This is a genomic window from Kitasatospora sp. NPDC001132 (assembly GCF_053598415.1).
Genome location: NZ_JBSFKF010000015.1, coordinates 65,714 through 78,800 on the forward strand (window position 1 = coordinate 65,714; position 13,087 = coordinate 78,800).

11 protein-coding genes are annotated in these 13,087 nt (G+C 71.4%); 6 read left to right on the plus strand and 5 right to left on the minus strand.

The genetic code is table 11. The annotated features are described in order from the left end of the window. Positions 1-32 precede the first annotated feature (32 nt). Both ACWDBE_RS21170 and ACWDBE_RS21175 read left to right on the plus strand, forming a co-directional pair. Positions 33-1,394, plus strand: a complete 1,362-nt coding sequence (locus ACWDBE_RS21170) for a helix-turn-helix domain-containing protein (protein WP_449808764.1) — start codon at positions 33-35, stop codon at positions 1,392-1,394. A 94-nt stretch (positions 1,395-1,488) separates the two neighbouring features. Beyond that, complete coding sequence (locus ACWDBE_RS21175; protein ID WP_449788663.1) at positions 1,489-2,196, plus strand: TetR/AcrR family transcriptional regulator; 708 nt, start codon at positions 1,489-1,491, stop codon at positions 2,194-2,196. A gap of 85 nt (positions 2,197-2,281) precedes the next feature. On the opposite strand, the gene ACWDBE_RS21180 is transcribed toward ACWDBE_RS21175, so the two are convergent. Further along, the gene (locus ACWDBE_RS21180; protein ID WP_449808765.1) at positions 2,282-3,919 is read right to left on the minus strand and encodes an amidohydrolase; all 1,638 of its coding nucleotides are present in this window, start codon (positions 3,917-3,919) and stop codon (positions 2,282-2,284) included. Positions 3,920-3,992: 73 nt separating this feature from the next. After that, entirely contained in the window at positions 3,993-5,414 is a 1,422-nt protein-coding gene (locus tag ACWDBE_RS21185) for an APC family permease (protein ID WP_449788665.1), read from the minus strand. Between the two features lie 153 nt (positions 5,415-5,567). Here ACWDBE_RS21185 and ACWDBE_RS21190 point away from each other — a divergent pair, with 153 nt between their 5' ends. From ACWDBE_RS21190 to ACWDBE_RS21200, 3 genes are all read left to right on the plus strand, one after another. Beyond that, positions 5,568-6,053: a substrate-binding domain-containing protein gene (locus ACWDBE_RS21190; RefSeq protein WP_449808766.1), complete on the plus strand. Its 486-nt coding sequence runs from the start codon at positions 5,568-5,570 to the stop codon at positions 6,051-6,053. Between the two features lie 499 nt (positions 6,054-6,552). Next, complete coding sequence (locus ACWDBE_RS21195; RefSeq protein WP_449808767.1) at positions 6,553-7,029, plus strand: very short patch repair endonuclease; 477 nt, start codon at positions 6,553-6,555, stop codon at positions 7,027-7,029. A gap of 11 nt (positions 7,030-7,040) precedes the next feature. Then, positions 7,041-8,363: a DNA cytosine methyltransferase gene (locus tag ACWDBE_RS21200; protein ID WP_449808768.1), complete on the plus strand. Its 1,323-nt coding sequence runs from the start codon at positions 7,041-7,043 to the stop codon at positions 8,361-8,363. Here the strand turns inward: ACWDBE_RS21200 and ACWDBE_RS21205 are convergent. From ACWDBE_RS21205 to ACWDBE_RS21215, 3 genes are read right to left on the minus strand one after another with little or no spacing between them, the layout of a single operon-like run. After that, a complete protein-coding gene (locus ACWDBE_RS21205) occupies positions 8,291-9,193 on the minus strand; it encodes a DUF6339 family protein (RefSeq protein ID WP_449808769.1) in 903 nt (300 codons plus the stop codon). The two genes, ACWDBE_RS21200 and ACWDBE_RS21205, sit on opposite strands and share 73 nt — an antisense overlap. Next, positions 9,190-10,194, minus strand: a complete 1,005-nt coding sequence (locus tag ACWDBE_RS21210; protein WP_449808770.1) for a hypothetical protein — start codon at positions 10,192-10,194, stop codon at positions 9,190-9,192. Before ACWDBE_RS21210 ends, ACWDBE_RS21205 begins: the two co-directional genes overlap by 4 nt. Before the next feature lie 2 nt (positions 10,195-10,196). Beyond that, positions 10,197-12,332, minus strand: coding sequence for a helix-turn-helix domain-containing protein (locus ACWDBE_RS21215; RefSeq protein ID WP_449808771.1), 2,136 nt, complete (start codon positions 12,330-12,332; stop codon positions 10,197-10,199). Positions 12,333-12,781: 449 nt separating this feature from the next. Between ACWDBE_RS21215 and ACWDBE_RS21220 the strand changes: the two genes are divergently transcribed. Further along, entirely contained in the window at positions 12,782-13,039 is a 258-nt protein-coding gene (locus ACWDBE_RS21220) for a hypothetical protein (protein WP_449808772.1), read from the plus strand. The last annotated feature ends 48 nt before the right edge of the window (positions 13,040-13,087 follow it).

Here is a 13,087-nt window from a genome sequence, read left to right on the forward strand (position 1 = left end):
CGGGCCCGCCCGGGGTGGGGGAAGGGCAGCAGATGAGTGTGGAGACCGAGGAGTTCGCGGCGATGCTGCGCGAACTCAAGGAGCGTTCGGGCCGCAGCTACGGGGCCCTGGCCGCTCGGCTGCACGTCAGCACCTCCACCCTGCACCGCTACTGCAACGGCGCCGCCGTACCGACCGAGTACGCGCCGGTGGAACGGCTGGCCCGGGTCTGCGGGGCCGGCGCCGAGGAACTGGTCGAGTTGCACCGCCGCTGGATCCTGGCCGACGCGGCCCGCCGCCGGGAGTCCTCCGCCGCGGGCACCCCGGCCGGCACCGGACCGGCGCCCGCACCGCGGCCGGAGGCCCAGTCGGAACCCGAGCCTGATCCGACGCCCGGCCAGGAACCCGGTCCGAAGCCCGGCCAGGAACCCGGCCAGGGGCCGGAGCCTCGGCCGGCCGCCGGGCCCGACCGGCCGTCAGCCGCCCTACCTGAGGAGGGAACGGAGGTGACGAGCGCGACCCCCTCGGCCCCGCCCGCCGGGCCGCGCCGCCGCACCCGCACCCGGGTGCTGCTGAGCGCGACCGCCGTGGCCGTGCTGGCCGCCGTGGTCTCCGGCCTCGTCCTGCGCGAAGCTGGCGGCACCCCGCGCACCTCCGCCCCATCGGCTGCCGCACCGCCCGTCGCCGCCGGTGCGGCGGCCGGCGCCCCGGCTCCGCCCGCCCCCTCGGACCCCGCCGCCGCGGACACCCCGTCCGCGACCGCCTCGGCGATCCCCGAGGAGCTCCCCCCGCCGTTCCACGTCAGTGTCCTCAACAACAACTGGGGCAGCCTCTGCAGCCAGTGGTTCCTCTCCGCCCGTTCCCCCGCCCAGGTGACCCCGCCCCCGTCGTCCTCCGGCCGGATCGACAGCTGGGCGGCCTCCCAGCGCATGGTGCCCGCCGGACACCTGCGCATCGAGCTGACCGCCCTGGGCGCCGACTCGGACACCGTCGTGCTGAACGCCATGTACGTGCAGGTGGTCAGCACCCGGCCCGCACCGAAGTGGAACGCCTACACGCCCGGGTCCGGCTGCGGCGGCGGGCTCGAACCGGCGGCCTTCGCGGTGGACCTCGACGCGGCCACGCCGCGCGCCGTCCCCGTCCCGGGCAAGGAGGGCGAACGGAAGACCGCCACGACGGACTTCCCGTACCGGATCTCGGCCAACGACCCGCAGGTGATCGACGTGGACGCCTCCACCCGGTCCCAGGACGTCAGCTGGTTCCTCGAACTGGTGTGGACCGGCAAGGACGGCCGCAGCGGCACCATGCGGGTGGGCCTCGGCGACCAGCAGCCGTTCCGGACCGTGGGCAGGCACGGCGCGCCGACCTACTTCCACAACGGCACCGCCTGGGCCCCGGACCACGACGAGGGCTGAGCCCGACCACCGGCCGGGGGCGGAAGGTGCCCGCCCTCCGGACACGTCATCCGCCCTCTGGTCCATGTCAACGGTGTTGGCATAACCTCGGCGGATGACCGACCGTGTAGTGCCCGAACCGCAGCGACGCCGGCGCCGCCCCACCAAGCAGGGCGTGGTGCTGTCCGCCGAACTGATCGTCGACACGGCGATCCGGCTGATCGGCGGACACGGCGCCGAGGCGCTCACGGTGCGGCGGCTCGGCGCGGCCCTCGGCGCCGACCCCAGCGCGGTCTACCGCTACTTCCACAGCACCGACGACCTGCTGCTCGCCATCGCCGACGAACTGATCGGCCGTGCCCAGCGCGGCTGGCGACCCACCGGCGACTGGCGCGCCGACCTGCGCGCCATCGGTCTGCGCATCCACGCCAGCTACCAGGCCCACCCGCAGGCCGCCATCCTCGCCGCCCACCGCACCACCGGCCGCACCCACGAGATCGCCGCCGTCGAGGCGATCCTCGGCGTCCTGCGCACGGCGGGCTTCCCCGACCCCGAGGCCGTCCGGATCTACCACGCCTTCGTCGACCAGAGCCTCGGCTTCGCCGCCCTGGACGCCGCCACGCTCGCCCTCCCGGCCGCCGCCCAGAACGCCGACCTCCACGTCTGGCAGGGCTCCTACGCCCGGCTCGACGCCGCCGACCACCCGCACATCGCGGCCACCGCCCATCTGCTCACCACCGACATGCGCCGCAGCGGGTACCCGTACGCCCTGGACCTGCTGCTGGAGGCCGCCGAGGCCCGGCTGCGGGCGGCGGGCGACTGAGGACGAGGGCGCGCGGGAACGCGGCCGGCCGTCGGTGGTGAGCCCGGGGGCTCACCACCGACGGCCGTTCCGGCCCCGGGCCGGCTCACTGCGCCGCGTGCACCAGTTCCCCGCCGACGTACGTCCGCAGCACCCGGGCGTGGGCGATCTCCTCCGGCGGCCCGGTGAGGATGTCGCGGTCGAGCACGACGAGGTCGGCCAGGTTCCCGGCCACCAGCACCCCGGCGTCGTCGTGCCCGTTCAGGTGGGCGCTGCCGGCCGTGTAGGCGGCGATCGCGGAGGAGAGGTCGAGCCGCTGTTCGGGCAGGAAGACCCGCCCGTCGGTGGCCTCCGGCTCCATCCGGTTGACCGCCACGTGCAGCCCCGCCAGCGGGTCCGGGCTGCTCACCGGCCAGTCGCTGCCCGCCGCCAGGGTGGCGCCGGCCCGCTGGAGGGCGCCGAACGGGTACTGCCAGGCGGCGCGTTCGGGGCCGAGGAAGGGGATGGTGAGCTCGTCCATCTGCGGCTCGTGGGCGGCCCAGAGCGGCTGGATGTTGGCGACGGCGCCGAGCCGGGCGAAGCGCGGGAGGTCGTCCGGGTGGACCACCTGGAGGTGGGCGAGGTGGTGGCGGGTGTCGCGCCGGCCGTTGGCGGTGCGGGCGGCCTCGACGGCGTCCAGGGCCTCGCGCACGGCCCGGTCGCCGAGCGCGTGGAAGTGCACCTGGAAGTCGAGCGCGTCCAGTTCGGTGACGTACCCGCGCAGCGCCGCCGGGTCGACGAAGCTGAGGCCGGTGTTGGCGGTGGCGCAGCCGCAGCCGTCCAGGTAGGGGCTGGTCATCGCGGCGGTGAAGTTCTCCGCGATGCCGTCCTGCATGATCTTCACCGAGCCGGCCCGGAACCGCCCGTGGCTCAACTCGGCGCGGCGCCCGACGAGTTCGGGGATCTGCTCGGCGCCGCGGTCGCGCTGCCACCAGAGCGCGCCGGTCACCCGGGCGGTCAGCGCGCCGGAGCGGGCGGCGGCCAGGTAGGCGTCGGAGGGGTCGGGCATGCCGTTGAACTCGCCGAGCAGGGCGTCCTGCCAGCCGGTGATGCCGAGCGAGTGCAGCAGGCGCTGGGCGCGCAGCAGTCCGTCGAGCCGGTCGGCGGCGGTCGAGGACGGGATCAGTCGGGCGACCAGGGCGGTGGCGCCCTCCTGGAGAGTGCCACCGGGGGTGCCGTCGGCTTCGCGCTCGATCCGGCCGTCGGCCGGGTCGGGGGTGTCGGCGGTGAGGCCGGCGAGTTCCAGCGCCCGGGTGTTGGCCCAGGCGCCGTGGTGGTCGCGGTTGGTGAGGTAGACCGGACGGTCGGGGACGACGGAGTCGAGCAGGTGCCGGGTGGGCAGGCCGCCCTCGAAGCTCTCCATCGACCAGCCGCTGCCGGTGATCCACTCCTGCTCCGGGTTCGCCTCGGCGTACGCCCGGATGCGCGCCAGGTAGTCGTCGACGCCGACGGTGCCGGTGAGGTCGCAGGACGCCAGCTCCGCGCCGCCGCCCACCGCGTGGATGTGGGCGTCCTGGAAGCCGGGCAGCAGCAGCTTGCCGGTGAGGTCGACGACCTCGGTCCTCGGCCCGATCAGCTCCCGGACCTCGTCGTGCCCGACGGCGGTGATCCGTTCGCCGGTCACGGCCAGGGCGCTCGCCCGGGTGCGGGCGGCGTCGCCGGTGTGGACGGGGCCGTGGGTGAAGACCAGATCGGCCTCGGTCATGGGTGGTGCTCCGTTCTCGGGTGGTCGTGCTTGGTCGTGCTTCGTGCTTCACGCGTCATGCGCCGTACGGGTCCTACCCGGAGGTCTCCCCCAGGAAGTACGGCGAGCGCCGCCGCCAGCGGGCCCAGGCCGCCGCCGGCAGCCCGCTGACGATCATCAGGATCACCACGGACAGCTCGAACCACCCGTTGTCGGCGGCGAGTTCGAAGTGGTCCGCGGAGTCGTAGAAGGTCCAGGCGAGGTAGCCGCCGACGGCGAGCAGCGCCGCCGCGCCCAGCAGCGGTCCGACCACCGCGCGCAGCCCCTCCAGCGGGGCGGTGCGCAGCAGGCCGCGGAACCGGACGGCGGCGGCGACGGCGGTCAGCGCGTAGTAGAGCGCGACGACGATGCCGATGGCGTTGACGGCGGCCGAGATGAGGTCGTTGACGGTCGGGATGGCGACCGAGCAGAGCGCCAGCAGGACGGCGATCCCGGTGATCAGCAGGGTTCCGGCGGCGGGGGTGGCGTGGCGGGGGTGCAGCCGGGTCCAGACCGGGCCGAGCACCCGGTCACGTCCCATCGCGTACATCCCGCGCGCGGTCGGGATCACCGAGGACTGCAGCGAGGCCACCGCGGAGAACATCAGCGCGATCAACGGCAGTGCGGCCAGCGGCTGCTGGGCGAGCTTGGTGCCGAAGTAGGTCAGCCCGTGGGCGCCGTTGTCGGCCAACTCGTCCAACGGCAGCACCCGTTGGAACGCGGTGCCGGCGAGCAGGAAGAGCAGCAGCATCACCACCAGGGCGATCAGGCCGCCCCGGGAGGCGTCCCGCGGGTCGCGGACCTCCTCGCCGACGCTGAACACCGACTCGAAGCCCCAGTAGCAGAAGACCGCGAGCACCATGCCCTGCGCGACCGCGTCGAAGGAGGGGATGTCGAAGGGGTTGTACCACTGGAGCGAGAACGGCTGGTCCCCGGCGAACAGCCCGTAGCCGCAGAAGCCGAGCAGCACGGCGTACTCGAAGACCAGCAGTGCCTTCTGCAGCCGGGCCGCCAGCTCCAGCCCGCGCACCGCGACCAGTGCGGCGGCCACCAGCACCACCAGGCCGAGCAGGGTGCACTGGACGGTCGAGTCGGCGTCGAGCCGCAGGCCGGCGACGCTGCGCAGGTGGGCCTGGTCGAGCAGTTGGATGACCGAGGAGCCGGTGACGGTCGTGGTGTACGCCATGAAGACCACGGTCCCCACGGTGTTCACCCACCCGGTCAGGAAGCCCAGCCAGGGGCTGAGGGTGCGGCCGACCCAGCGGTAGCTGCTGCCCGCGTCTGGATCGACGGCGTTCAGCCGCCCGTAGCCGCCGGCGATGGCGAGCACCGGCAGGAAGGCCAGCAGCATGATCGCCGGCAGGTGCAGGCCGACCACCCCGGCCATCAGGCCCAGGCCGATCCCGATGCTGCTCGTGGCGGCCGTGCTGGAGGCGGCGATCGCCGCTCCGTCCAGCAGGCCGAGCGACTGTCGCATCGCGACGTGGGAGGCTCGTGCGTCCGCTCTCGGACTGCCGCCCGTGTCCTTCACCGTCGATGCCAACGGATCACCGCCTTGGTAGTGGGGTGCGCGTGTGGGGGGAGCTCCCGCACCGGTCGGAGGGGGTGACCCGGGCGGGAAGTGCGAGCCATGAAACCGGCGGCGCCCGCACACGTCAATGCTGTTGTCATAAGGACTCACCCGGGCGCCGGCCGTCGCGCTCCGCGCCGACCGCCCCCGGTTGACTCCGGATTCACCGGCCGCCTGGCGTCGTTCGTTCCCCGGCGCCAGCCGTGTGACCGCACCGCCGCCTGCCGGCTCGGTCTGCACCGGCGGCCGGGCGATCGACCTGCCGATGTCGGCGGCCTCGTCTCGCTGGTCTACAACCTGGACGGCGTCGACAACCTGGTGCTGGACGGCCCGACCGCCGCGAAGATCTTCGACTCGCAGATCACCAAGTGGAACGACCAGGCGATCGCCGCCCTCAACCCGGGCGCCACACTGCCGGACGCGGAGATCCACGCGGAGATCCAGTCCTTCCACCGCTCGGACGACTCCGGCACCACCTACAACCTGACCTCCTACTTCGCCAAGACCTCCGGCGGGGCCTGGAGCTCGGCGCCGGACAAGGCCTGAAAGGGGCAAGGACGGCCGGTCCGCGAACGGCAGCGCCGGCGTCTCCGCCCAGATCAAGCAGGTCAAGAACTCCATCGGCTACGCGGAGCTGCCCTACGCCCCGGTCAACGACCTGAAGAGCGCCAGGATCTCCACCGGCGCCGCCAAGCCCGTCAGGGCCACCACCGCCAACGCGGCCGCCACCATCGCCTCCTCCACCGTGGCCGGCACCGACGCGACCCCGCGCTCTCCCTCGACTACGGCACCAAGGCCGCGACCCTCGCCGCCCTCAAGTCCTTCATCACCTACACCGTCGGCGACGGCGCCCAGAAGGCCATCGGCGAGAAGGGCTACGTCCCCCTCCCGGCCGCCATCGCCGACAAGGTCAAGGCCGCCGTCGCCACCCTCGCCTGATCCGGGCCGCACCCGCGCCGCCGCCGGGCCCCACCGGGGGCCGGCGGCGGCGTCCCGGGGCGGACTCCTTCGACGCGATGTCGGTGCCCGGAGCCAGAATGGGATCATGCCCTCCCTGGAGACCACTCCGAAGATCCGCGCCCGGATGAGCAAGCAGCGCAGTCACGACACGGGTATCGAGGTCACCCTCCGCAGGATCCTGCACGCGGCCGGGCTCCGCTACCGCGTCCACCGCAAGCCGCTCAAGGGCGTGCGCCGCGAGGCCGACGTCCTCTTCGGCCCGGCGCGCGTCGCGGTCTTCGTCGACGGTTGCTTCTGGCACGGCTGCCCCGAACACGCGACGTGGCCGAAGAGCAACGCCGAGTTCTGGCGGGAGAAGATCGAGAAGAACCGTGCCAGGGACGTCGACACGGACGCCCGTCTCGCCGAGGCCGGCTGGCTGTCGGTCCGGGTCTGGGAGCACGAGAGTGCGACCGAAGCCGCCGAGCGGATCATCGCCCTGGTGCACGAGCGGCGGGCGGGTTCCGGGCGGAAGGCGGTGCCGGAACCGGCCGAGTACATCACACCTTCCGCCGCCGGCTAGACTCTGGCCACATGACCAGCTCGGGCTCTGCCGCTTCTTTCCTCACGAAACCGCACATTCTGGACCTTTTCGCCGGTCCGGGTGGTCTTGACGTGGCCGCGAAGATGCTCGGGGTCGAATCGCTCGGGATCGAGTGGGACAAGAACGCCTGTGAAACGCGTTACGCGGCCGGGCTCAGGACTTGGCACGCGGACGTCAGCGAGGTCCGGCGCAAGCGGTTCGAGGAACTCGACGCAGACCTTGACGTGCTGGCCGGCGGTCCACCCTGCCAGACCTACTCCGTGGCCGGCAACGGGGCGGGGCGCAAGGCCCTGGAAAAGGTCCAGAAGCTGATCCACCAGCTGGTGGACGGGGCCGGCGAGGCGGAGATCGACGAAGAGTTGGAGAGGATGGGCGGTGATCCCCGAACCGCCCTGGTCCTGGAGCCACTCCGATACGCGATCAAGGCCCTCGACAGCAAAAACCGGAACGGGCGGCCGTTCGACGTGATCGTCCTGGAGCAGGTGCCCGCGGTCAAGGCACTCTGGGAGGTCTACAAGGAGGCGTTGGAAAAGGGCCTGCCCCGCGAAGACGGAACGCGGTTCCGGTACAACGTTGCCGAGGTCAAGACCCTGCACACCGAGGCGTACGGCGTGCCGCAGACCCGTCGCCGCACGATCTTGATCGCGCGGCTCGCCGAGTACGACGCTCCCCGGCTCCCCGCCCCCACGCACCACGTCTTCGACCTGCGCAAGCCCGAACAGGGCAGCCCGCAGGACATCCGGACCGCACTGGACGGGGTCGCGGCTCCATTGCTGCCCTGGGTCCCGATGGGGGACGTTCTCAAGAAGCGACAGGCCCCCTTCGAGATCGTCTCGAACTACGGCAGCGGCGGTGACCCGAAGAAGCGCGGCGTCCGGACGGACAAGCAGCCGTCGTTCACCGTCACCGGAAAGGTCTCGCGCAACGCCGTCCGGCACCCAGACGGCAGGGAGCCCGATCGGGACCGCCTGACCATCCCCGAGGCCGGGATCCTGCAGACCTTCCCGCCCGACTACCCCTGGGACGGTGGCGACCAGTCCCAGCAGGTGGGCAATGCGGTGCCTCCGCTGTTCGGCATGCACGTACTGGCAGCGGCACTTGACATCCCGCTTCCCGCGGAAGAGGTACTGCGGGAAGCGTGGACCCGGCTCGACAAGGAATCGGAGCAGTACAAGAAGCTCCGCCTGGAAGGTTGCGACGCCAGGGAGGGCTGCGGCACCGACTGCCCGAAGCCCGAGGATCAGGCTTCCGCCCCCTCCTCCGCTTCCCCCCGCCCCCGGACCGGCGCGTCCGAGAAGAGCTCGGCGAAGTAGTCCGTCAGCAGGCTCACGGACAGCTCCGGCGCGGGCTCCTCATCGGGGCCCGTCGGGAGCGCGTTCCGTGACACCTGGCGGGCGGTCTCGGCCTCGTCGATCCAGTCGAGCAACGGGCGGGAGTCGCGGTCGGGGTGATCGGGAGCGATCACGTCGTACATCAGTGTCGCCGCAGAGGCGTTGATGGCTCCGGCCAGCGCGTTCACCTCGCGCCCACCGGTGACCGTACCCTTCGCGACCAGCCGCGCGATCGCCTGGGCGGTGGGCCGGTGGTTGATCACGGACATTCGGAGCGCGGTGTTGAGGATGTCCTGGTTCCCGCAAGCCGTGACCACGGGCTCGTAATCCGGGCCGTCGCGGAAGAGCTCGGCCGCCCACCAGAGTCGGGAGAAGGCCTGCTTGTGGTAGGGCCCGCGAAAGCGGTCGGCCGCCACCCTGGCCACCGCGCCGTCCTTGGGTTCCGCCAGGTGCCGCCAGACCACGTAGTCCGGGGCGACGCCGAGGGCGAGGTAGTTCCAGAAGGCGGGGTCGGCCGCTTCACGGCGGGTGAGTCGGAGCGCCGCGTGGAGACGGGGGGCCAACCAGGCGTCGGCCTGGGTCGCCTTGAGTCCGTTGGCCCGGCAGTAGGCCATGGCGTCCTCGACCAGGTCCCGGACGGGGCGCAGCTCGCCACGCCGGTCGTCGTTCGGGAGCGGTTGCGTGACGTCGTTGAGCTTGATGCTCGGCACATTCTCGCGACCCGTGAGCAGCCCTTCGGTGACGAAGTCCGTCGCCTCGGCGCCGGGCAGCAGAGCGAGCCGCTCCGGGAGGTGGTCGGGCCGGTCGGTCATGCGTCGTCCCCCTGAGTGAGGCGTTCCAGGTCGTGGATGGTGGTGGAGAGAGTCCGGGGGACGCCGGCACGCCGAGCGGCGGCGTAGTGGATCCGGGACTGCAGTTCCCCCCACCCGGCAGCGGACACTCCGGTGCGCGCCGTGTGGACCGCCCGCAGGGCCGTCTCCGGGTCACGGTCGGGGTACACGTCGGGGAGCATCTCCCGGAGCACCTCGCCCTGCCAGCCGTGCGGGAACACCGGGCTGCCGTCCTCCTCGACCTCCAGGTCGCCGACGGCGGAGTGGAAGACGGCCGTCCAGACCTCGGAGCACATCTGGGCGAGAAGGAGTTCCCGCACGGTCTTCTCCGGGCCGCTGCCACCCTCGGCGCCGATCAGGTCGCCGAGACCGTCGAAATCGGTGTTGACCCGTACGGCCGGGATCCGACCGGTGGTGTCGACCAGCCAGGGCGAGTCCTTGAACCGCTGGAGTCGGCTCGCTCCTGACCCGAACCTGACCATCTTGACGTCGAGTTCACGGGCGAGCGAGGGCACGACCTCGACCACGTCGACGAACCACTCCAGGTCGGAAGTGGCGATCACCCGGCCGGGCACATTGTCGACGGTGGCCACCACGTGCACGGTGAGGGAGGCACGGTCGAGGAGGTCGCAACGGTGCAGATACAGCTCGGCCGTCTGCTCGCGGCCGTCCTCGGAGATCGACGAGAAGTTCGCCGTCGTACGGGTGTTGGTGGCCCGCTCGGTGAGGACCGCGACCATCTTGACGTTCTGCCAGGGCCCCGACGGGTCCAGCGCCTTGGCCGGGAGACCGGCGGAAAGACGCAGCCGGGCCGCGACCCAGTCGGGGCGTTCCTCGTCCGGTCCGAGGGCGACGACGCGCTCGACGGTGGAGACGTACTTGGTCTCCACGTCCTCCCATGGCTCGCCGTCGGCCTTGAGCTGGGCGCTGTCGACCCGCCAGGACACGTTCCCGGTGAGCCGCCGGTAGGGGTAGACCTTCACGCCTACTCCCCCTTTCCGCTGCGGAGTTCGACGACGAGTCCGGTGAGTTGGGCCCGGACCGGGTGGCGGGAGACGTCGGTGACTCCCCGGAAGACGGCCTTGCGGCTGCCCGGCGACAGGAGCAGGGCGCCGTCCACGACCTCGCAGCCACTGACGGCGACGAGGTCCTTCCACGGCGCGGCGGGCCTCGGGCCGGAACGCACGTCGAACTTGGCGACGGGCGTGACCGGTAGGTCGGAGTCCACGCCGGACGGCACCCGGAGGTCCACGGTGACCGACCAGGCTCCGGTCTCGTCGATCAGTGCGTCCACGTTGTCCAGTTCGGGCAGGGCCGAGGCCGCTTTCGGTCGCGGCCGCTTCGTGGCGCCGCCGACCTTGAGCCGGCGCGCGATCTTGGCTTCGCCGTCGTTGCGGCGCTTGGCCTTGGGCACGGCAACGAGATCGCGTACGGCGTTGTTCACCTCGGTCGTCAGAGCATTGATGCGCCGGTAGGCGGAGGGCGAATAGGCGAGCCGCAGCTCCTCCGTCTGCCCCCACTTGTTGTGCTCCGGCGGCTCGGAGGCCCGGAGGAACTCCTCGGCGGCCTCGGCGCCGAGGGCTTCCGGGCCTGCCGCACGGCCCGCGAGGAGGATGGCCTGGAAGGCGACGCCGATCGGCACGTTGGGGACGGAGCTGTCTTTGACGGTCATACGGTTGCCTCGCATGGAGACCAGCCGGTTGGAACGGCCGTCGGCGTCCTCGGCGTCGGTGACCAGGACCACTGCCTCATGGGGCACACCACCGCGTACCTGGCCACCGTGGAGCGGCACGTCGAGTCGCACGGTGGCCTGGGCGACCTGGCCGCGGCCGGTGAGGCGCTCGACCGTGGTCCCCTCCAGGAAGGCCCTCAGGGCGCGGGTGCGAGAGGGCTGGGCGACGGCCGGATCCACGTGCTCCTCGGGGATCAGCACTTCACCGTTGCGGTACGTACGGACAGACGCCTCCAAGTGCGGCTTGTGGTCACCGCCCCCGGTCATCGCGGCCCAGAAGTTGCGGCCGAGCGCGTCGACGAGTCGGGCGTGCATGCGGTGGACGGAGTCGTCGTCCTCGCTGCTCTCTTCCTGGCCGACAGCGCCGTTGACGGCCAACAGGCTGGCCACGTCGTGAGCGCCGACGATGAGGAAGGAGGTGCCCGGAGCCGCGCTCTCGCGAGTGAGGTAGAGCCTCTCGACGGTCTCCTCGTCGGCCCACCACGAACGGACGACGTCCGTGGACTTGGCGGTCGGGTCGGCACGTCCGAACCAGGCCGGGCCGGCGTACTCCTTTCCTTCCGTCACGCGCCAGGGAAGGTCGAGCCGACCGATGAGACGCCGCTCGGTGTGGCCCTCGTGAGGCTGGGAGAGGGTGGAGTTGATCAGCACCAGGCCGAGTCGACTGGTCGCCCACAGGGTGGCCTTGCCAAGGCCGTAGGAGCCGCCCGCGCCGACGTCCCGCTTGTGACTGTCGAGTTGACGACGGACAACAGCGGCGAAGGGCCCGTCCTCGTAGTCGCCGCCGGTCAGACCGATGGCGTTGTAGTCGTCCACCCGCAGCAGCACCAGGCGGTCGTGCTGGTACATGTCGCGCAGCCCGGCCGCGATCGTGCGCGAGACCTTGCTCTGCTTCCCGCCGTCGGCGGTGAGCGCCTCGTAGTGCGGGCGCAGGCGATCCCAATGGATGGCCTCACGGAACCGAGCGAGGGCCTCGCCGGTGAGCTCGTGCAGGGTGTAGCGTACGCGGACCGGCTCGATCGGGTCGAGACGAGCGTCGAGACTGTTCTGGGTGGCCTCACGGGCGAGCACAGAGACATCGGCCTCGAAGGCGAACGCGGCGGCATTGCCGTATTCGCGGCCGCCGTCGGCGTAGGCCGGCCGGTGGTACCAGTCGATGGGCAACCCGAGTTCGGCGTCGGAGCTGCGCGTGTGGATGGTCTCCAGGTCGGTGTTGAGCAGGGCGGCGATTTTTCGGATGGTCTCGTCCCTGGGGACGGAGCGACCGACGATCCATGCCGAGACGGCGGCCCGGGTCTTGCCCAGATCCTGCGCGAGCTCGGTCTGGGTCTTCCCTGCGTTCTTGAGCTGGCGCGCCAGCCAGGGGCCGAATTCCTCAGCCGCCTTCACGTCCCACCTGCTTCCGCATGGCTTGTTTCACGAGGTGAGAGCCACGCTACCGCATCACTGTTGACAGCGACAGCCTCCTGTCAACTGAAGATTGACATGGGTCGCGCCCAACGAGAGCAGACGTCGAACGCGATCGAAAAACAGGGTCGGCAAGCCCTCCCCGCTTGTCCGAATTCCTCCGATTAAGCCCCCTATGGCCCCACGGTTGCATTTCATCGGGACCCCCGTTAAGGTTCTTTCCAATGTCGCAGCGGGTGCTGGGGCAGCGCCCCTTGACATGGGGTGTGGCATATCTGTGTGGTATATCCGTTCCTGGGGGGGAATTCTTTACGGCCGCCTCCGGAATCCTTCATGGATTCCGTGGATTCTTGCGCGACCCGTTCTCTCCTGCACCACTTCGCACCATCCCATCGTGTCAATTCTCACGAAATGCGAAAGCAGGTACCTCGGTGTCCCCGAAGCACTTCCCGTTCCACCGCATGTGCTCCATCGTCTCCGCCTGCGACGAACTCGCCGACGACCCGCAGGCCCTGGGCATGTACCTCTACCTGCACGACCTGACCCCCGACATGGTCGCCATCTACCGGAACGCCATTCGCGACGCCGAGGCTCAGGCCCGCCGCCCGCGCCGTAACCCCAACCAGTGTCGGCGCATCACCCGCCGCTTCCACTGCACCATCACGTTCACCGCGCACCGCGCCCGCTGACGGCACATCCGACGCTCCTCGCCGCCCACCCTCCCTCCGCATCCGAAG

What these genes read in the sequence shown, in the direction of transcription:
- ACWDBE_RS21170 (WP_449808764.1), top strand. Translation starts at nt 33, where the DNA reads ATGAGTGTGGAGACCGAGGAGTTCGCGGCGATGCTGCGCGAACTCAAG.
- ACWDBE_RS21175 (WP_449788663.1), top strand. Translation starts at nt 1,489, where the DNA reads ATGACCGACCGTGTAGTGCCCGAACCGCAGCGACGCCGGCGCCGCCCC.
- ACWDBE_RS21180 (WP_449808765.1), bottom strand. Translation starts at nt 3,919, where the DNA reads ATGACCGAGGCCGATCTGGTCTTCACCCACGGCCCCGTCCACACCGGC.
- ACWDBE_RS21185 (WP_449788665.1), bottom strand. Translation starts at nt 5,414, where the DNA reads ATGCGACAGTCGCTCGGCCTGCTGGACGGAGCGGCGATCGCCGCCTCC.
- ACWDBE_RS21190 (WP_449808766.1), top strand. Translation starts at nt 5,568, where the DNA reads ATGAAACCGGCGGCGCCCGCACACGTCAATGCTGTTGTCATAAGGACT.
- ACWDBE_RS21195 (WP_449808767.1), top strand. Translation starts at nt 6,553, where the DNA reads ATGCCCTCCCTGGAGACCACTCCGAAGATCCGCGCCCGGATGAGCAAG.
- ACWDBE_RS21200 (WP_449808768.1), top strand. Translation starts at nt 7,041, where the DNA reads ATGACCAGCTCGGGCTCTGCCGCTTCTTTCCTCACGAAACCGCACATT.
- ACWDBE_RS21205 (WP_449808769.1), bottom strand. Translation starts at nt 9,193, where the DNA reads ATGACCGACCGGCCCGACCACCTCCCGGAGCGGCTCGCTCTGCTGCCC.